General features: G+C 62.6%; 18 protein-coding genes. 8 read left to right on the top strand and 10 right to left on the bottom strand.

All coding sequences use genetic code 11. From position 1 onward, the window contains the following. Positions 1–131: 131 nt before the first annotated feature. From AC0VX3_RS17695 to AC0VX3_RS17660, 8 genes are all read left to right on the top strand, one after another. Entirely contained in the window at positions 132–971 is an 840-nt protein-coding gene (locus AC0VX3_RS17695; protein ID WP_475521614.1) for an ATP-binding cassette domain-containing protein, read from the top strand. Beyond that, positions 961–1,788: a metal ABC transporter permease gene (locus AC0VX3_RS17690; RefSeq protein ID WP_348143448.1), complete on the top strand. Its 828-nt coding sequence runs from the start codon at positions 961–963 to the stop codon at positions 1,786–1,788. The genes AC0VX3_RS17695 and AC0VX3_RS17690 overlap by 11 nt, the downstream gene beginning before the upstream one ends. After that, positions 1,788–2,189: a Fur family transcriptional regulator gene (locus AC0VX3_RS17685; RefSeq protein ID WP_475521613.1), complete on the top strand. Its 402-nt coding sequence runs from the start codon at positions 1,788–1,790 to the stop codon at positions 2,187–2,189. Before AC0VX3_RS17690 ends, AC0VX3_RS17685 begins: the two co-directional genes overlap by 1 nt. Positions 2,190–2,331: 142 nt before the next feature. After that, complete coding sequence (locus AC0VX3_RS17680) at positions 2,332–2,910, top strand: NnrU family protein (protein ID WP_475521612.1); 579 nt, start codon at positions 2,332–2,334, stop codon at positions 2,908–2,910. A 200-nt stretch (positions 2,911–3,110) separates the two neighbouring features. After that, positions 3,111–3,794: a tetratricopeptide repeat protein gene (locus tag AC0VX3_RS17675; protein WP_475521611.1), complete on the top strand. Its 684-nt coding sequence runs from the start codon at positions 3,111–3,113 to the stop codon at positions 3,792–3,794. Then, on the top strand, positions 3,791–5,143 hold the full coding sequence (locus tag AC0VX3_RS17670; RefSeq protein ID WP_342894189.1) for an outer membrane protein assembly factor BamB family protein: 1,353 nt from the start codon (positions 3,791–3,793) through the stop codon (positions 5,141–5,143). The genes AC0VX3_RS17675 and AC0VX3_RS17670 overlap by 4 nt, the downstream gene beginning before the upstream one ends. 118 nt (positions 5,144–5,261) lie before the next feature. Continuing rightward, positions 5,262–6,716 carry a ribosome biogenesis GTPase Der gene (gene der / locus AC0VX3_RS17665; RefSeq protein WP_475521610.1) on the top strand — a complete coding sequence of 485 codons (1,455 nt, stop codon included), beginning with the start codon at positions 5,262–5,264 and terminating at the stop codon, positions 6,714–6,716. Positions 6,717–6,806: 90 nt separating this feature from the next. Continuing rightward, positions 6,807–7,604 (top strand): inositol monophosphatase family protein, encoded by a 798-nt coding sequence (locus tag AC0VX3_RS17660; RefSeq protein WP_342894191.1) that lies wholly within the window; start codon positions 6,807–6,809, stop codon positions 7,602–7,604. A gap of 74 nt (positions 7,605–7,678) precedes the next feature. Here the strand turns inward: AC0VX3_RS17660 and AC0VX3_RS17655 are convergent, their stop codons facing one another. The 10 genes from AC0VX3_RS17655 to rpsF all read right to left on the bottom strand — a co-directional run bounded on the left by AC0VX3_RS17655 (position 7,679) and on the right by rpsF (position 17,636). Continuing rightward, entirely contained in the window at positions 7,679–8,050 is a 372-nt protein-coding gene (locus AC0VX3_RS17655) for a VOC family protein (protein ID WP_475521609.1), read from the bottom strand. A gap of 368 nt (positions 8,051–8,418) precedes the next feature. Next, the gene (locus tag AC0VX3_RS17650; protein WP_475521608.1) at positions 8,419–9,147 is read right to left on the bottom strand and encodes an SDR family NAD(P)-dependent oxidoreductase; all 729 of its coding nucleotides are present in this window, start codon (positions 9,145–9,147) and stop codon (positions 8,419–8,421) included. An 82-nt stretch (positions 9,148–9,229) separates the two neighbouring features. Continuing rightward, positions 9,230–10,702, bottom strand: coding sequence for an amidophosphoribosyltransferase (purF, locus tag AC0VX3_RS17645; RefSeq protein ID WP_342894194.1), 1,473 nt, complete (start codon positions 10,700–10,702; stop codon positions 9,230–9,232). Between the two features lie 291 nt (positions 10,703–10,993). Next, the gene (locus AC0VX3_RS17640) at positions 10,994–11,605 is read right to left on the bottom strand and encodes a CvpA family protein (RefSeq protein WP_342894195.1); all 612 of its coding nucleotides are present in this window, start codon (positions 11,603–11,605) and stop codon (positions 10,994–10,996) included. 86 nt (positions 11,606–11,691) lie between these two features. After that, positions 11,692–13,086 carry a DNA repair protein RadA gene (gene radA, locus AC0VX3_RS17635; protein WP_475521607.1) on the bottom strand — a complete coding sequence of 465 codons (1,395 nt, stop codon included), beginning with the start codon at positions 13,084–13,086 and terminating at the stop codon, positions 11,692–11,694. 33 nt (positions 13,087–13,119) lie between these two features. Further along, positions 13,120–14,262 (bottom strand): alanine racemase, encoded by a 1,143-nt coding sequence (gene alr / locus AC0VX3_RS17630; RefSeq protein ID WP_475521606.1) that lies wholly within the window; start codon positions 14,260–14,262, stop codon positions 13,120–13,122. A 138-nt stretch (positions 14,263–14,400) separates the two neighbouring features. After that, entirely contained in the window at positions 14,401–15,885 is a 1,485-nt protein-coding gene (locus AC0VX3_RS17625; RefSeq protein WP_342894198.1) for a replicative DNA helicase, read from the bottom strand. Positions 15,886–16,251: 366 nt separating this feature from the next. Then, on the bottom strand, positions 16,252–16,848 hold the full coding sequence (gene rplI, locus AC0VX3_RS17620; RefSeq protein ID WP_475521605.1) for a 50S ribosomal protein L9: 597 nt from the start codon (positions 16,846–16,848) through the stop codon (positions 16,252–16,254). A 107-nt stretch (positions 16,849–16,955) separates the two neighbouring features. Then, on the bottom strand, positions 16,956–17,204 hold the full coding sequence (gene rpsR / locus AC0VX3_RS17615) for a 30S ribosomal protein S18 (protein ID WP_342894200.1): 249 nt from the start codon (positions 17,202–17,204) through the stop codon (positions 16,956–16,958). Positions 17,205–17,210: 6 nt separating this feature from the next. Continuing rightward, complete coding sequence (rpsF, locus tag AC0VX3_RS17610) at positions 17,211–17,636, bottom strand: 30S ribosomal protein S6 (protein ID WP_475521604.1); 426 nt, start codon at positions 17,634–17,636, stop codon at positions 17,211–17,213. Positions 17,637–17,978: the final 342 nt, after the last annotated feature.

Here is a 17,978-nt window from a genome sequence, read left to right as displayed (position 1 = left end):
GTCATGCTGCGGTGCGGTCAGTGTGAAACACCAGCGGAGTGGTTGCAAGTCAGGCACTTGAGGGTTATCTATGTAATAATATAACGCCACGTGGCGTCGCGTGATGTGAGCTGAGCAGGCTTTTTGATACGATGGCAAATCCCAAATCCGGACTGGTGCGGCTGGAGCGAGCAGGCATGCGCATGGGCAGCAACTGGCTGGTCCGCGGCGTGGATCTGACCGTCTCCCCCGGCGAAATAGTAACGCTGATCGGGCCGAATGGTTCCGGCAAATCGACCACGGCGAAAATGGCTCTGGGCATCCTCAATCCCTCCGAGGGCCGTGCCGAGCGGCGACCGGGCCTGAAGGTCGGGTATGTCCCGCAGAAACTTGCGATCGACTGGACCCTGCCATTGACGGTTGCCCGGTTTCTGCGGCTGACCAATCCGCTGTCCGATGCCGATTGCCGCGCCGCCCTGGAGCGCACCGGCGCCGAGCGCTTGCTGACATCCGAAATGCGCGCCTTGTCCGGCGGAGAAATGCAGCGTGTCATGCTGGCGCGGGCGATTGCGCGCGATCCGGACCTGCTCGTTCTCGACGAGCCGGTCCAGGGTGTGGATTATGTCGGCGAGATCGCGATCTACGATCTGATCTGCAGCATCCGGGACACGCTCGGCTGCGGAATTCTGATGATTTCGCATGATCTTCATATCGTCATGGCGGCCGCGGACCAGGTGATCTGTCTCAACGGGCATGTCTGTTGCCGGGGCACGCCGTCCGAACTCAGCAAGGACGACAATTATCACGCCTTGTTCGGCGCGCGTGGCAATCCGGCGCTGGCCGTCTACCAGCATGATCACGATCATGTCCATCTGCCCGGCGGCGAAGTGCGCCACGCGGACGGGTCGATCTGCTCGTCCTGCTCCGGCGAGCATCACGACCCTGACATCGACGACACTCCGGACAGGATCGGACTGCGCGATGCTGGATGATTTTTTTGTCAGGGCCCTGGTTGCCGGCATCGGGGTCGCACTGGTCGCCGGACCGCTCGGCTGCTTCATAGTCTGGCGCCGCATGGCCTATTTCGGTGACACGCTGTCCCATGCCGCGCTGCTGGGCGTGGCGCTGTCGTTGCTTCTGCAAATCAACACCACCCTTGCGGTGGGAGGCGTGTCCGTGATTCTCGCCGGGCTGCTGGTGTTCCTACGCCGCCGCGAAACGCTGTCCTCGGATGCCATTCTCGGACTGCTGTCTCATTCGGCGCTGGCGCTGGGACTGGTCTGCCTGGCGTTCATGACCTGGGTCCGTGTTGATCTTCTGGGGCTTCTGTTCGGTGACATCCTGTCCGTGACACGGCTGGATATTGCCATGATCTATGGCGGCGGCGCCCTGGTTCTGGTGCTGCTCGTGCTGATCTGGCGGCGGCTGTTCGCGGCCACGGTCAGTCCGGACCTGGCGGCCAGCGAGGGCTTGCGTCCGGAACGGACCGAACTTGTCTTCATTCTGCTCACCGCCATCGTGATCGCAATTTCGCTCAAGGTGATCGGCGCATTGCTGATCACGGCACTCCTGATCATTCCTGCCGCCGCCGCACGGCGGATGTCCGCTTCACCGGAGCAAATGGCCGTCATTGCCGCATTTGCCGGTGCCGCAGCGGTTGTTGCGGGGCTGTACGGATCGCTTCACTACGACACGCCATCGGGCCCCTCGATCGTTGTCGCGGCGATGCTGCTGTTCATGCTCAGCCTTGTTCCGGGCGGGCGGATTGTGAGAAGGATGAGTGCCGCCACAAAAGGAGATCGACCGTGATGGCCCAGTCCCATCCCGAACTGACGAAGAACCAGTCGCTGGTGTTCGGCTCGCTTTCGGATGCCGGCAGTCCGCTGACCGCCTACGCGATACTGGATGCGTTGCGCGACAGCGGTTTCCGCGCGCCGCTGCAGGTCTATCGCGCGCTCGAAAAGCTCGTCGATTACGGGCTGGTCCATCGGCTGGAGAGCCTGAATGCCTTTGTTGCCTGCAGCCATTCGGGATGCGCCGGTCATGACACCGCCGCCTTCGCGATCTGCGAGAAGTGCGGCCTGGTCAGTGAGTTCACACCGGACAAGGCCATCGGGTACCTGAAGGACTGGACCGGTGAGCAAGGTTTCCAGTTGTCGCGAACCACCATCGAACTGCGCGGCATTTGCAAGCAGTGCGCCGCCGCCTAGGGCCGCCGGAGGCGCAAGGAAGCGGAGCTGCTTGCCGCGCTGATGGGTGTTGCGGGCGCGCCGTCTGCCTCCTATGGTCCGCCTGTGGCGCGGACACACGGAACCGCGAGGCATCGCCTGCGGGCGCAGAGGGAGAGCGGATATGGCCTTGCTGATTGCGGGACTGGTTTTGTTTTTGGGAATTCATGCGGTTCCCATTTTTTCGTCCAGGCGGGCAGCGCTGATCTCCAGGCTCGGAGAAAACGGCTACAAGGGGCTTTTCACCCTGGTTTCGGCCATCGGCCTTGGCCTGATCATCTACGGGTATGGCCTTGCGCGGGCGGAAGGCCCGCTGCTGGTCTACGACCCGCCATTCTGGCTGCGTCATGTCACCATGCTGCTGATGGTGCCGGTATTCATCTTTCTCGTCGCGGCCTATGTACCCAGCCGGATCAGCAGGACCCTGAAACACCCGATGCTGGTGGCGGTGAAACTCTGGGCGTTGGCCCATCTGCTCGCCAACGGCGACCTGGCCTCGGTGTTGCTGTTCGGAGGTTTTCTCGCCTGGGCGGTGGCCGACCGCATTTCCCTGAAACGGCGCGGGCCGGGGGCGGGGCTGATTGCAGCGGCAAAAGACCCCGGAAAATTCTCCGATGTGGTCGTGATTCTGATCGGCCTCGTGCTTTATGCGCTGTTCGTCTGGAAGCTGCATGCCTGGCTGATCGGTGTTCCGGCAGCCTGATCGGTTCGAACAGGACGAAAAAGCCTTCGCAAACCGTCAATTTGCGGCGGATTGCCCCACTTGCGCCATGAAGGACCGATTTAAGCCCGGACAAGGAATTGCCCGAGCCTGATCAAATGGATAATGTGCGCCACTCGATAACGGGCGAGGGCCGGTCTTTTGGACCGGGCCGATGAAGTGAATGCAGGAAAAAGACACGCATGTCTGACATTTTTCGTGAAGTCGATGAAGATATCCGCCAGGAAAAATACCGTCGGCTTTGGGACCGCTTCGGTTTCTGGGTGATTGGTGTCGCGGTCCTGGTCATCGTCGGCACTGGCGGCTACCGGGGCTGGCTCTATTGGCAGGAACAGCAATCCCAGAGCGCCGGCGATACCTTCTACGACGCCGTGCAACTGTCGGAAGACGGAGACTACCAGGAGGCGGCCGCGCTTTATGGCGACCTGGAAGGAGCCATTGGCGGATATCCGGCTCTGGCCCGGTTCCGGCTTGCGACCGATCTCGCCAATGCAGGGGACACCGGCGAAGCCCTCGCTGCTTTCGACGCGTTGTCCCGCGACAGCGGACTGATGGAAGCGCTGCGCGACATCGCAGCTCTGCGCGCCGCCTATCTCGCCGTTGATCTCGAGGACTATTCGGCCATCGCCGACCGGGTGGAGAAGCTCACCGGCGAAACCGGTCCGTTTCGTGCAGCTGCACGTGAAGTTCTCGTTTTAAGTGCCTGGAAAGACGGAAATGTGGATGCGTCCCGCCAGTGGCTGACCGCGCTTGAGGAAGATCCGGAAACGCCGGCGGAAATCTCCCGGCGCGCTGCGATACTGCGGGATCTCGTTCGCGCCACCAACGGCGCTGCCGAGGCGGCCAGTGAAGGAACCGCTCAGTGAGTTTTACGATTGTGTCCCACCGCGCGCGCGGAACATTCGCTGTCCTGGCGCTGTCCCTGGCACTGACAGGGTGCGGTTCGGTCAGTGATTTCACCGACAACTTCAATCCGTTCAGCCGGGACAAGGTGCTCCCCGGCGAGCGCCAGCCTGTGTTCGACGGTGCCGATCCGGCGACCGTGGCATCGGGCCAGGCCGCCAAGGTTGGACCGGCGACCGGCGGGCAGACCTGGACCACGGCCGGCGGCGGCCTGACCAACGATCCCGGGAATGTCGCAGTGTCCGTTTCCGGCAACCGGGCCTGGCGTGCGCAGGTCGGCACTTCCGGCAGGGGGATCACCTCGGCGGCGCTGCGTTTGTCGGCACGGCCCGTCAGTGACGGCAGCCGCATCTATATCTACAAGCCGAACGGCGAAGTGGTCGCGCTTTCAACGGCTGGCGGAAGGCAATGGACCCAGAACCTGCGGCCGGAAGGCGAGCGGGACATCGGGCCCGGCGGTGGCGTGACGGTGGAAGGCGGCGTGGTCTATGCGGCCACCAGCTACAGGCAGATCGCGGCCCTTGAGGCCGGTTCCGGCCGCGTCATCTGGCGGGCCGACCTCGATACACCGGCCCGCGGCGCACCCGTTGCGGGCAAGGGCCATGTTTTCGTCGTCTCCCAATCCAACGAAGTTTACGCTCTGAACCAGTCCGACGGCACCGTCGCCTGGAGCTATGCCGGCATCGAGGAAACCGGGGGGCTGCTGTCCGCGGCCAATCCGGCGATCTCGGGGAACCGTGTGATCGTTCCGTTCTCGTCGGGTGAGATCATGGCCATCGACATCAAGTCCGGCGAACCGGCCTGGATCGATGGCGTGTCGCGCGGTTTCAGGACCCTTGCGCTTTCCGGGCTGGCGGACGTGTCCGCGAGCCCGGTGGTCACCGGCAACACGGTTTACGCGACCGGGGTGTCCGGCCGGACCGTTGCGGTTGACGTTCGTACGGGTCAGCGCCGCTGGGAGCAAAATCTTGGCAGTGTCCATACACCCGTTGTCTCGGGCAGCGCGCTGTTCATGGTCGATCTGGACGATCGCATGGTGGCGCTCAACCTCAAGAACGGCGAGACCCTCTGGGCAACGGCTCTGCCGCGTCCGGAAAAGAAGAAGAAGCGCCGCAACTGGGCTGGCCCGGTTCTGGCCAACGGCACTCTGGTGGCCTTTTCCAGTGACGGACAGATCGCCATGGTCGACTCCGCCAGCGGCAAGATCATCTTGACGCAACGGACCAACACGGATGTCTTCGTGACGCCCATCGTGGCCGCCGGGCGTATCGTGGTCCTGACGGAAAACGACGGCGTCGCCGCCTTCAACTAGAGCATCCTGCGTTCCATCGAACGCGGAGCGCGTGCTCTGACACATTAAATTGGAACAACGGCTTCCCGGTCCTCTCTGACCGGAAAGCCGTTGTTCCTGCATTCAGGGCGGGCCCATCATGCCCCGCCTGACAGGAGTTATTGCTGTGGGCGCCACTGTCGCCATCGTTGGACGGCCGAATGTCGGCAAGTCCACATTGTTCAACCGCCTTGTCGGCAAACGCCTGGCTCTGGTCGATGACACCCCGGGCGTCACGCGCGACCGGCGGCCGGGCGAAGCCCGACTGGGTGATCTCAAGTTCACAATCGTCGATACCGCCGGCCTTGAAGACGCGGACAAGAGCTCGCTGGAAGGGCGCATGCGCCGCCAGACCGAGGAGGCGATCGAGACCGCCGACGCGGTGCTGTTCGTGATCGACGCACGCGCCGGCGTCACGCCGCTCGACGCGCATTTCGCCGAAGTGGCCCGCAAGACTACCCGGCCGGTGATCCTGCTGGCCAACAAGGCGGAAGGCCGCGCCGGGGAAAGCGGTCTTTACGAATCCTACGCGCTCGGTCTCGGCGAGCCGATCGCGATCTCGGCCGAACATGGCGAGGGCCTCTCCGATCTCTACGATGCACTGAAACCGCATGTCGACCGCATCACCGAGGAGGAAGAAGGCCGGCGCGAAGAGGCCGTGACCAATGTCGATGTCGACGAGGACGGCGAAATCGTCGGCGAGGAAGAACCGGTCGGCACCCGCGAGCGCCCGCTGAGGGTTGCCATCGTCGGCCGGCCGAATGCGGGCAAATCCACGCTGATCAACCGGATGCTGGGCGAGGACCGCATGCTGACCGGCCCGGAAGCCGGCATCACGCGCGACTCCATCTCGGTGGAATGGACCTGGCGCGACCATCACATCAAGCTGTTCGATACGGCCGGCATCCGCAGAAAGGCGCGGGTGCAGGAAAAGCTGGAAAAGCTGTCCGTGGCAGACGCGTTGCGCGCGATCAAGTTCGCCGAAGTCGTCGTGGTCACGCTGGACGCGACCATGTCCTTTGAAAAGCAGGATCTTCAGATCATCGATCTGGTGGCGCGCGAAGGCCGGGCGCTGGTCATTGCCATCAACAAATGGGACCTTATCGAGGACCGGGAAGAAGCCTGGAAAAAGATCAAGGACGCCAACGAGCGGTATTTCAACCAGATCCGGGGCGTGCGCATCGCCACGCTGTCGGGCCTGCAGGGGCAGGGGATCGACAGGCTGGTAGAGAGCATCTTTGGAGCTTACGAGGCCTGGAACGCACGTGTGTCAACGTCCAAGCTGAACCGCTGGCTGGACCGGGTGACGGCGAAACATCCGACACCGGCCGTGGCCGGGCGCCGCGTGCGCCTGCGCTACATGACACAGCCGAAGACCCGCCCGCCCCATTTCGTGGTGTTCTGCTCACGGCCCGAACAGTTGCCTGAAAGCTATACGCGGTACCTGGTCAACTCGCTGCGGGAGGCCTTCGGAATCCAGGGCACGCCGATCCGGCTGTCCTACCGAAAGGGTGAGAATCCCTACGCGACGAAGAAAAAACGGAAGATTCAGTAGCCGGGCGGCTTTGCCCGGACTTCCACGCTGAAAGTTCCCTGGCACCAGACACCGGTCGCCGGGGCCAATACCTTTAAGGGAGAATTGTTGATGTCACTCGAACGGCTCGATTTTGCCGTCGCCCTCGCCGCAAAGGCAGGCGAGCTCGGACTGGACTATTTTCGCAAGCTGGACACGCTCACGGTCACGCAGAAAGGTCATCAGGATCTCGTGTCCGAAGCCGACCGGAATGTGGAAACGCTGATCCGCGACGAACTTGCCAAGGCCTATCCGGATGACGGTATCCTGGGTGAGGAACACGGCATGGAAGAAGGCGGTTCCGGCTATACTTGGGTCACGGATCCGATCGACGGCACCGCCAACTTCGTCGCCGGCATTCCTCAATGGTGCGTGATCATCGCCTGCGTGCATCAGGGGCAGGTGATTGTCGGTGTCATTCACGATCCCGTTTCCAACGAAACCTTCAAGGCCGCGGCCGGCCACGGTGCGTTTTTGAACGGCAAACCGATCAAGGCGTCCGACAGCCAGAGCCTGTCCCACGGGTCCGTCGGTGTGGGCTTCAACGGACGGACATCCGTGACGGATGCGGTCAACGTCGTTGGTGCGGTGGTGTCCAAGGGCGGGGTGTTCTTCCGCAACGCCTCGGGCGGCCTGATGCTCGCCTATGCGGCGTCCGGGCGGCTTATCGGCTACGTGGAATCGCACATGAACGCCTGGGACTGCCTGGCCGGCATGCTGCTGACCGTCGAGGCGGGCGGCAACGTCATGGAGCAGGATGTCAACCATGCGCTCTATCACGGCGCGCGCGTCGTGGTCGGCGCACCGGGTGTCTATGAAGACCTGCGCGAAATCGCCGAAAGTTCCTTCGCACCGCTGGAAGCGGCGTGAACCCGGTTCTGGTCCTGGTTCCGGTCTCGCACGCGGGGGCCGCTGACACCCTGTTCAGCTGAAACCAGCCGGAATCACACGTGCTGGTCGATCAGGACCGGATTTCCATCCGGATCGACCAGCATGAAACTTGCGGGGCCGGACGTGGACGGGTCGGCTTCGGCGGCGAACTGGTACCCCTTGGCCTTCAAGTCGTCCTGCAGCGAGCGGATGTCCTGAAAGTCGGCCAGCTTTTCCGCATTCTGGTTCCAGCCCGGATTGAAAGTCAGCATGTTTTTCTCGAACATGCCCTGAAACAGGCCGATCACGGTATCGCCGTTCTTCAGGATCACCCAGTCTTCATCCCCCGTTCCGCCCATATCCGAAAAGCCCAGGCCTTCATAAAAGGCCTTCGATTTCCTGATGTCCTTGACGGTGAGGCTGATGGAAAAGGCACCGAGCTGCATGGGTGGTTCCTCCGAAGTTGTTCGCAGACCACCTAATACCAATCGCAATTGAAAGGAAACCGTTTGACCGCGTTTGGAGATTGTTCGGCAAGAAGCACGTCGCAGAGCGATGTGGATCATCGGTCAAGACGCGCGACACGGCAGAACAGTCTCCAAACGCGGCCTGCGGTGGCTTGTTCCGGCTCACCGAGCAGCGTTGCGCTGCTTAAACGGTCAACCAGACCGCCCTTCGCAACGCGCCTCGTCGGCGAACCGGGACAATGCAATCAAACGGGTTCCTTTCAACTGCGCTTGGTACAACCGCATTTTTAAACGCGGCGTCAATTTTGAAACGCGGGGACAATTTTTGAGCGCCGGGCCAAGCGCGGCTACAGGGTGGCCCAGTCTTTGCTGACACGATCATACAGCCTGCCGGTTTCAAGCACTTCCGGCCCGACGAGGGCCAGAAGGTCATCAGCCACTTGGGCCGGCTGCGGCAGGTTGGCCGCGATTTCGCCGGGCATTGCCTTTGCGCGCAGACCGGTCCGGGTGGGCCCCGGATCCGCCAGATTGATCTTCATCGCCGTCTTCAGGCTTTCATGCGCCCAGGTCCGGGCCATGGCCTCGACGGCGGCCTTGCTGGTGGCCTGCAAACCCCAGAAGGCAGCGCAGGTGTGGGCCTGGACCGCCGTCAGAAACAGCGCGCGGCCGGCGGCCGACTGACGCAGCAGCGGGTCGAGGGAGCGGATCAGCCGCCAGTTTGCGGTAACGTTCACCGCCATCACCTTGTCGAAGTCTTTCGGCGAAATGTGGCCGAGGGGCGACAGCACGCCAAGCATGCCCGCATTGCCGATGAAGATATCGAGCTTCTTCCAGCGTTCATGGATCGCCGCGCCGAGACGGTCGAGCGCATCGAAATCCATCAGGTCAAGCGGAACCAGTGTGGCTTCGCCACCGGCAGCCTTGATCTCGTCGTCCAGTTCCTCAAGGGCGCCGACGGTGCGCGCAAGCGCGATCACATGCGCGCCGCGTTCGCCGAGTTGCCTTGCAAGCTGGTAGCCGATCCCGCGGGACGCACCGGTCACGAGCGCAATTCGGCCTTCGAAGTCTTTTTTCATGCGTGGTCTCTTATTCCGGGCCGCCTCCCGGCGATACCGTCCGGAGGCCCGATTCTGATCGATCCTGAAAGGCCGGGTCGGGTCAGCCGACTTCCACCAGCCGCGGGGCGCTGACAAAGTCCTGATCTTCGGAAAGATCCGTCAGGGACGTCGGATAGTCGCCGGTAAAGCAATGATCGGTGAACTGGGGATTGGCATTGTCGCGGCCTTCGAAGCCCATCGACCGGTAGATGCCGTCCACGGACAGGAAGGCGAGAGTGTCGGCACCGATATAGGCCCGCATTTCCTCTAGGCCGTATTTGGCGGCCAGCAATTTCTCGCGGACCGGCGTGTCGATGCCGTAGTAGTCGGAATACTTGATCGGCGGGCTGGCCAGACGGAAGTGAACTTCGCGGGCGCCAGCATCCCGGATCATCTGCACGATCTTCACGGAGGTGGTGCCGCGCACAAGGCTGTCGTCGACCAGCACCACCCGCTTGCCCTCGATCTGGGCCCGGTTCGCGGAATGTTTCATCTTTACGCCCAGGGCCCGGATCTGCTGGGTCGGCTCGATGAAGGTGCGTCCAACATAGTGATTGCGGATGATGCCGAGTTCAAAGGGAACACCGCTTTCCTGACTGTAGCCGATGGCCGCCGGCACGCCGCTGTCCGGCACCGGCACGATCACATCCGCATCCACCTGGGTCTCGCGCGCCAGTTGCCGGCCCATCTCGCGGCGCACGTCGTAAACGCTGCGGCCTCCGACGATGGAATCGGGACGCGAGAAATAGATGTATTCGAAGATGCACGGCCGCGCGGTCTGCTTGCCGAACGGGAAAAAGGATTCGATCCCGGTCGAGGAACAGACGATGACTTCGCCGTTTTCCACTTCGCGGATGAATTTCGCGCCGATGATGTCCAGCGCGCAGGTCTCAGAGGCCAGGATCGGCGCGCCGTTCAGATCGCCCAGCACCAGTGGCCGGATGCCGAGCGGGTCACGGGCACCGATCAGCTTCTTGGAAGTCAGGGCCACCAGCGAATAGGCGCCTTCCATCTGCGTGATCGCCTCGATGAAACGATCGACGATCTTGCCCGCGCGCGAGCGGGCGACAAGCTGCAGCACCACTTCGGAATCGGATGTCGACTGGCAGATCGCGCCGTCGCGGATCAGTTGCCGCCGCAAGGTGAGCGCGTTGGTGAAGTTGCCGTTGTGACACACGGCGATGCCGCCGCCGTCCAGCTCCGCGAACAGCGGCTGCACGTTGCGCAGGATCGTTTCGCCGGTGGTGGAATAGCGGACATGGCCGATGGCGGCTCTGCCCGTCAGGCGGCCGATCGTTTCCGCGTCGGAAAAATGATCGCCGACAAGGCCCAGATGCCGTTCGGCCCGGAACTGTTCATTATCGAAGGTGACAATACCGGCGGCTTCCTGGCCGCGGTGCTGGAGGGCATGCAGGCCGAGCGCGGCCAGCGCGCTGGCATCCTCGTGGCCAAGAATGCCGAAGACACCGCATTCTTCACGCAGGGTATCGTCGTTGATGTCGAACGGCTCGTGCACCTCTGTTCCGCCAGTCATGGCGAACACTCCTTCAATCTGGCCGGTCGGGAGGGCCGGCCTTGGGCGTCAGATCTAAGTCTTTCCAGTGTTCCGGCCAGTGCCCCGGCCAGTGTCCATGAAAATTGACCGGTTTTCACATGTCCGCACGACCCGCATTCGCTGGAACCCGGGTCGCGATGTTCTCATCAACGGGCGTTCCATCGGCGGTGATCGAACGTCCGGAAGCTGATCGATCCGGAAGGCGAGAGCAACTCCTGTGCGGCCGTGTGACCGCGGGTTGCTCCATCGCCAGTGCCGCCGCGACCGGCGTCAGTTGCTGTCCGTCGTCAGCTGCTCCAGGCCCTGCCGCTCGGAATCGCTGTATTCCGGCTCTTCCGCCGGAGCCGCGGCACCGTCTCCGGTGCCGTTGTTCTGGCGGATCTTGTCGAGGATGGCTTTTTCCGGATCTTCGGGTAGCAACGCCACCAGCCGCTCGCCGATCGACAGAAGGATCGGCCGGGACTTGGCGCTCTTGACCCATTGCGGCTGCTGATCCGGCTGCACGAACCAGTTGAAGAACATCATTGCCACGACAACAAGCAGGAGGCCGCGAACCGCGCCGAAAACAAAACCAAGCGTGCGGTCGAGCGCGCCGATCCGGCTGTCCAGCACGAAATCCGATATCCGCATGGTGATATAGCTCACGACGAGCAGCGTCACCAGGAAGACGGCCGCTGCGGACACGCCCATGGCGACCAGGTCATGCGCGATATACTGTTCCACATAGGGAAGAACACGTTCGTAGAGCAGGAAGGCCGCGGCCGCGGCAGCCACCCAGGAAACGATGGACAGAACTTCCCGCACGAACCCGCGGATCATCGCAAGGACCGCCGAAATGAACATGATGACCAATAGCAGTCCGTCCAGCAGGGTAATCGGCATGGTCCTGAAAATTCCTCTGTCTGGCGCTCTTCCAGGTCCGTGACCCGGAGTAAAAACCTTCAGTTCAAACCCGGTTTGATCATGCGTCAGGTTTCCCCCGACGCACCAGCCTCCGCCGCGATTTTGGCAACAAAGTCCCCAAGTTCCGGCACCCCGGTCGCCCGGAAGGACGATGCGGCGCCGTCCTTGAGGTTGCCCTCCGGACAATAGGCCTGATCGAAGCCGAGCTTCTCTGCTTCCTTCAGCCTGGACTGGGCCTGGGCCACCGGCCGGATGGCGCCTGACAGGCTGACTTCGCCGAAATAGACGCAATTGGCCGGAAGGGCAAGCCCGCTGAGTGAAGAGATCAGGGCCGCGACCACGGCAAGGTCTGCGCCGGGCTCGTTGATCTTCAGTCCGCCGGCCACGTTCAGATAGACGTCGTGCTGCGAAAAACGGACCCCGCAACGCGCCTCCAGCACCGCGAGGATCATCGACAGCCGCGCGCCGTCCCAGCCGATCACGGCGCGCCGGGGCGTTCCGAGCGAGGATTGTGCGACAAGGGCCTGGATTTCGATCAGCAGCGGTCGGGAGCCTTCCAGTCCGGCGAAAACGGCCGCTCCCGGCGCGGACGTGTTGCGGTCTCCCAGAAACAGGGCCGACGGGTTGCGGACCTCGATCAGGCCCTTGCCGGTCATCTCGAACACGCCGATTTCGTCGGTGGCGCCGAAGCGATTCTTGACCGAGCGCAGGATACGGTACTGGTGCGCGCCGTCGCCCTCGAAATACAGCACGGCGTCGACCATGTGCTCCACGACGCGGGGGCCGGCAATCTGCCCGTCCTTGGTCACATGACCGACCAGCACCATCGTGGTGCCGTTCTTCTTGGCGTAGCGGACCATGGCCTGCGCCGACGCGCGCACCTGGGTAACGGTTCCCGGCGGCGAGTCGACCTTGTCGGTCCAGAGCGTCTGGACGGAATCCAGAATGAGCAGGGCAGGGGCAGTGTCCGCTTCCAGCGTCGCCAGAATGTCCTCTACGCTGGTTTCCGCCGCCAGCGCAACCGGAGCCTCGGAGAGGCCGAGCCGTTCTGCCCGGAGCCGGACCTGCCCGACGGCTTCCTCGCCCGAGATATAGACCGTCTTGTGCCCCATGCGGGCGAGCCGCGCGGCTGCCTGGATCAGCAGCGTGGATTTGCCGATACCCGGATCGCCGCCGACCAGCAAGGCTGACCCGCGTACGAACCCGCCGCCGGTTACCCGGTCGAGCTCGGCCACTTCCGTCTCGATGCGCGGGGCCTCCTTGGCATCGCCGGTCAGGCCGACCAGCGGCACCACACGGCCCTTGCTGCGCGAGGCCCGTCCCGGACCGCCGCCGATGCCGCCGCCGGTCTGTTCCTCCACGATCGTGTTCCATTCGCCGCAGTTCTCGCAGCGGCCGACCCACTTGGAGGTCACCGCGCCGCAGGACTGGCAGACAAATGAGGTGGACCGCCGTGCCATGATGTTCGCCTTTCGCTCGCAGACGTGTTCGGTTCAGGAGAGCCGCGCGTAAACGCGCTCGAAACGCCGCCCGAGGCTTGTCAGATATTCGTAATCGATCGTTTCGGCATAAGTGGCAAGGTCCGAGGCCGCAACATCTGGACCCAGCATTTCCACAAGCGCACCGCGTGCGAGAAGATCCGGCGGCACATCCGTGACATCCAGCGTGATCATGTCCATGGAGATTCGGCCCAGGATCGGCGCCCTGTGGCCGCCGATCATGCCGAAGCCGCCGGGCCTCCCGTCCGATGAACTCGCCCGGCGCAGCATGCCGTCCGCATACCCGGCGGCAACGACCGCGTTTTTGAGCGGCCGTGTTGCCGTCTGTGTGGCTCCATAGCCGATGGTGTCGCCCTGCGGCACGTCGCGCAGGATCATGATGCGGGCCTCGACCCTCGCCACAGGCTTCATCGCATTTGGCGCATTGTCGAGCGCCTTGCCGCCGTAAAGCGCGATGCCGGGCCTGACGAGATCGAAATGGAAGTCCGGTCCCATCAGGATGCCGGCGGAATTCGCAAGGGATTTCGGGATGTGCGGCACAGGCGCGGTAATCTGGCGGAAGCGGTCGAGCTGGCGCCGGTTCATCGGATGGTCCGGAGCCGAGCCGCAGGCCAGATGGCTCATCACCAGCGAAGCTTCGAACGGGCCTAGGAAAGCCTTGTCGGTCATCACGTCCGCGAATTGCGCCGCGGACAGGCCCAGGCGATGAATGCCGGTATCGACATGCACGGCGGCGGGATAGGACTGCCCGGCGGCCTTGCACAGGTCCGACCATTCCGCCAGTTCCTCGAGGCTGCCGAGAACCGGGCGAAGGCGATGCTCCAGATAGTGTTCCGCGGTTCCGGGAAAAAGACCGTCCAGAACGTAGATAACCGCGTCCGGCAGAAGCCGTCGCAGCTCGATGGCCTCTGTCGGCACGGCCGCGAAGAACGTGCGGCATCCGGCGGCGAAAAGCGCGGGCGCAACCCTGTCCTGTCCGGTGCCATAGGCATCCGCCTTGATGGCCGCCGCGCATTCGGTACGCGCGTCGGTTTTCCTGTTGAGGAACGACCAGTTGTCGGCGATTGCCTCAAGGTCGATTGTCAGGCGCCCGCCGTACAGCTCGGACGGAAAGGGCGTTGGCCGGGAAGGTGACACGATCCGGATGTTTCTCCTGTCAGAATCGGCGGGCGTATTCTGCTATCAAGTCTAGCCCAACAGACCATCCTGAGGCCAACAGTCCGGCACGGGCGTTCCGCGGCGAATAACCGCGTGCCGCCGGAACCCGGTGACGACCTACTCGTACCGTGCCGGCAGATGGTCTTCCTCGGCCAGATCGGAGAAGCGGGTGTATTGACCCTCGAAGTGCAGGTTGGCGGTGCCGGTCGGCCCGTGGCGCTGCTTGGCGATGATCACTTCGGCTTTGCCCTTGGCGGCCTCGTGCTTGGCTTCCCAGGCGGCATATTCCGGGGAGCCAATTTCCGGCTCGGTCTTGGAAAGATAGTACTCTTCGCGATAGACGAAAAGGATCACGTCGGCATCCTGCTCGATCGAGCCGGATTCGCGCAGGTCAGACATCATCGGACGCTTGTCGTCGCGCGATTCAACCTGGCGCGAGAGCTGTGACAGCGCGATGATCGGCACTTGCAGTTCCTTGGCGAGCGCTTTCAGGTTGGTGGTGATCTCGGTGATTTCCTGAACGCGGTTGCCCGAGTTCTTGGCGGAGCCGGACAAGAGCTGAATATAGTCGACCACCAGAAGATCGAGACCGCGCTGGCGCTTCAGCCGCCGGGCCTTGGACACGAGCGCGGCGATCGAAATGCCACCGGTCTGGTCCACATGCAGCGGCACGGTCTGCATGGTCTGGGCGCAGGCGGCGAGTTTCTCGAACTCGGCCTCGGTGATGTCGCCGCGCCTGATTTTCGACGAGGAGATTTCCGCCTGTTCGGAAATGATACGCGTGGCAAGCTGCTCGGCGGACATTTCGAGTGAGAAAAAGCCGACCACACCGCCATTGATGGTCTTGATGGTTCCGTCCGGCTGTTCTTCCGACTTGTAGGACTGGGCGATGTTGTAGGCGATGTTGGTGGCCAGAGAGGTCTTGCCCATGGCGGGGCGCCCGGCAAGCACGACCAGATCCGAATGCTGCAATCCGCCCATCAACAGGTCGAGTTCGCGCAGGCCCGTCGAGATGCCCGAAAGTGCGCCTTCCCGATTGTAGGCGGCATGAGCCATCTCGATGGTTTCGGTCAGGGCATCGCCGAAGGAAACGAAACCGCCCTCGGTCCGGCCGGTCTCCGCCAGCTCGAACAGGCGCCGCTCGGCATCGTCGATCTGCTGGTTCGGCGGGACATCGATCGGTGCGTCGAAGGCAATGTTGACCATGTCTTCGCCGATGCGGATCAGGTTCCGGCGGATGGCCAGGTCGTAGATGGTACGCCCGTAGTCTTCCGCGTTGATGATCGAGGCGGCATCCCCGGCCAGGCGGACCAGGAACTGCGTCGCCGACAGGTCTGCAATCTTGGCATCGGTGGGATAGAAGGTCTTCAGGGTGACCGGCGAGGCGGTCTTGCCGGCCCGGATCAGGTGGCTGGCCTTTTCAAAGATGTCCTGATGGGGCGGCACGAAAAAATGATGCGGCTCGAGAAAGTCGGAAACCCTGTAGAAAGTCTCGTTGTTGACGAGAATGGCACCCAGCAGCTGCCGTTCGGCTTCCGCGTTGTGCGGCGCCAGGCGCTGGATGTCTTCCTTCGTTTCGACTTTCTGCAACGTGCCCTTCATATCTTCCCCCGATGACTCAACTGCACTTCGAATACTCCTTGGGAGAGGGGGGCTCAAGGACCAAAAAACGCAGTTTTTGATTCTCGGCGGCATCCACAGATCAGCGGGGAAAGAATCGAAACATGCTTGACTCCCAGGGCGATAGGAGACTCAAGGCGATAGCGCTTAGTTATTGAAATTAAACGCCTTTTTTCAGGGGTTAATTGCCGGTTAACAATTCTGTAAGGGATTCAACGCCTTGCGGGGAGACGTGAATTCGGCGGATTAGGACGCCCGGTTCCAACCCGCAAAAAGATCGCCGGCAAACAAAAAAACGGCGCTGAAGCCAGCGCCGTTTTGTAAGCTGCTTTAAAGAACGGAAACCCGTCAGGCTTCCTCTTCCACCGGTGCTTGCGCGGAAGCTTCGGCGGTTTCTTCTGCACCGTCCTCGTCGTTTTCGTCTTCGTCTTCCTCGAATTCGAAGATGTCCTGTTCAGGGGTCGTGAGGTCTTCACCGGCAGCCTGCCGGGCAGCCTCGTCCTCGGAACGGGCGACGTTGATGCTGACGGAAACTTCGACTTCCGGATGCAGCTGGATCAGCACCGAATGCACGCCGATCGTCTTGATCGGGCTGCGCAGCTCGACCTGGTTACGAGCGACGGTGAAGCCGGCTTCGGTCAGGCCGTCGGCGATGTCGCGTGTGGACACCGAACCGTAGAGCTGGCCGGTTTCACCGGCGGACCGGATCATCACGACGGTTTCGCCATCGAGTTTGGCGGCCACGGCTTCGGCTTCGTTCTTGCGCTCCAGGTTGCGGGCTTCCAGCTGGGCGCGTTCGCTTTCGAAGCGGGCCAGGTTGGATTTGTTGGCGCGCAGAGCCTTGCCTTGCGGCAGCAGATAGTTGCGGGCATAGCCGTCACGAACGCGAACGGTATCGCCCATCTGGCCGAGCCTGGCGATACGTTCAAGAAGGATAACTTGCATTTTTCTCTCCTACTGTCCCACCCTCGGGTGGTTAGAGACCGTTTGCCCGCGGCCCCAATTCGGGTCTCCCGGGCGGACCCGGGAGAACGGCCCTCCGAAGAGGACGCTTAGCTGATCACGAAAGGCAGCAGGCCGAGCAGGCGCGCACGCTTGATGGCACGGGCCAGTTCACGCTGCTTGCGTGCGGAAACCGCGGTGATACGGCTGGGAACGATCTTGCCGCGCTCGGAAATGTAGCGCTGCAGAAGACGGATGTCCTTGTAGTCGATCTTCGGCGCATTTGAGCCGGAGAACGGGCAGGTCTTCCGGCGACGGAAGAACGGACGGCGGCTCGGAAGCTGTGCAACATCAACCATAATTTCTTACTCCCCTTCTGCCCGGCGCGGCGGACGGCTGCCACCCGGACGGTCGCCGCGGTCACCACCTGGACGGTCGCCACGGCCACCGCCACGGCGGTCATCGCGGTCACGCTTCTGCATCATCGCAGACGGCTCTTCCTCGAGCTCGTCAACGCGGAATGTCATGAAGCGCAGGACATCTTCGCTGAGGCCCATCTGACGTTCCATCTCGGCGACGGCGTCATGCGGCGCGTCGAGGTTCATCAGGGTGTAATGAGCCTTGCGGTTCTTCTTGATGCGGTATGCAAGGGTCCGCAGACCCCATGTTTCCACCTTGCCGACCGTACCGCCAGCGCCTTCGATGAGGCCCTTGTACTGTTCGACGAGTTGTTCGACCTGCTGGGCCGAAACGTCCTGGCGAGCCAGGAATACGTGCTCGTAAAGAGGCATGGAAAAGCCTTTCCTCGTGTTGACAACGCGGGACAGGCGCAGAGCCTCCTCGTAGCCCCGGAAAGGCACGAGAATACTAACGAGAGCGGGAACACGGGAAGTCGATTCTTTTGAAGGATCCTGGCTTTCGCCCTTCCGTTCAGCCCCCGGCCACATCCCGGATGAAGCGCGCTCTATACGCTGTTTTGAACAAAATGCAAGAGCCGCAGACCAAGTTCGGCAGGAAAGCCCGCGAATGGGAGCTGCGGCACCGTGAACCGGGCCTGGAACGAGACCCGGACCCGGACCCGGAACCGGACAGAGGCGGGAAATCACGCAAATGCGCCGGAAAATCGGCATTGA

It is taken from the genome of Roseibium sp. QJM3NY_11, assembly GCF_056173175.1.
Note: the sequence above shows the minus strand (reverse complement) of the source record. Positions and strands in the feature narration are given on the sequence as shown.

Coding starts and splice junctions, on each gene's coding strand:
- AC0VX3_RS17695 (WP_475521614.1), top strand. CDS start 132: ATGGCAAATCCCAAATCCGGACTGGTGCGGCTGGAGCGAGCAGGCATG.
- AC0VX3_RS17690 (WP_348143448.1), top strand. CDS start 961: ATGCTGGATGATTTTTTTGTCAGGGCCCTGGTTGCCGGCATCGGGGTC.
- AC0VX3_RS17685 (WP_475521613.1), top strand. CDS start 1,788: ATGGCCCAGTCCCATCCCGAACTGACGAAGAACCAGTCGCTGGTGTTC.
- AC0VX3_RS17680 (WP_475521612.1), top strand. CDS start 2,332: ATGGCCTTGCTGATTGCGGGACTGGTTTTGTTTTTGGGAATTCATGCG.
- AC0VX3_RS17675 (WP_475521611.1), top strand. CDS start 3,111: ATGTCTGACATTTTTCGTGAAGTCGATGAAGATATCCGCCAGGAAAAA.
- der (WP_475521610.1), top strand. CDS start 5,262: ATGCCCCGCCTGACAGGAGTTATTGCTGTGGGCGCCACTGTCGCCATC.
- AC0VX3_RS17660 (WP_342894191.1), top strand. CDS start 6,807: ATGTCACTCGAACGGCTCGATTTTGCCGTCGCCCTCGCCGCAAAGGCA.
- AC0VX3_RS17655 (WP_475521609.1), bottom strand. CDS start 8,050: ATGCAGCTCGGTGCCTTTTCCATCAGCCTCACCGTCAAGGACATCAGG.
- AC0VX3_RS17650 (WP_475521608.1), bottom strand. CDS start 9,147: ATGAAAAAAGACTTCGAAGGCCGAATTGCGCTCGTGACCGGTGCGTCC.
- purF (WP_342894194.1), bottom strand. CDS start 10,702: ATGACTGGCGGAACAGAGGTGCACGAGCCGTTCGACATCAACGACGAT.
- AC0VX3_RS17640 (WP_342894195.1), bottom strand. CDS start 11,605: ATGCCGATTACCCTGCTGGACGGACTGCTATTGGTCATCATGTTCATT.
- radA (WP_475521607.1), bottom strand. CDS start 13,086: ATGGCACGGCGGTCCACCTCATTTGTCTGCCAGTCCTGCGGCGCGGTG.
- AC0VX3_RS17625 (WP_342894198.1), bottom strand. CDS start 15,885: ATGAAGGGCACGTTGCAGAAAGTCGAAACGAAGGAAGACATCCAGCGC.
- rplI (WP_475521605.1), bottom strand. CDS start 16,848: ATGCAAGTTATCCTTCTTGAACGTATCGCCAGGCTCGGCCAGATGGGC.
- rpsR (WP_342894200.1), bottom strand. CDS start 17,204: ATGGTTGATGTTGCACAGCTTCCGAGCCGCCGTCCGTTCTTCCGTCGC.
- rpsF (WP_475521604.1), bottom strand. CDS start 17,636: ATGCCTCTTTACGAGCACGTATTCCTGGCTCGCCAGGACGTTTCGGCC.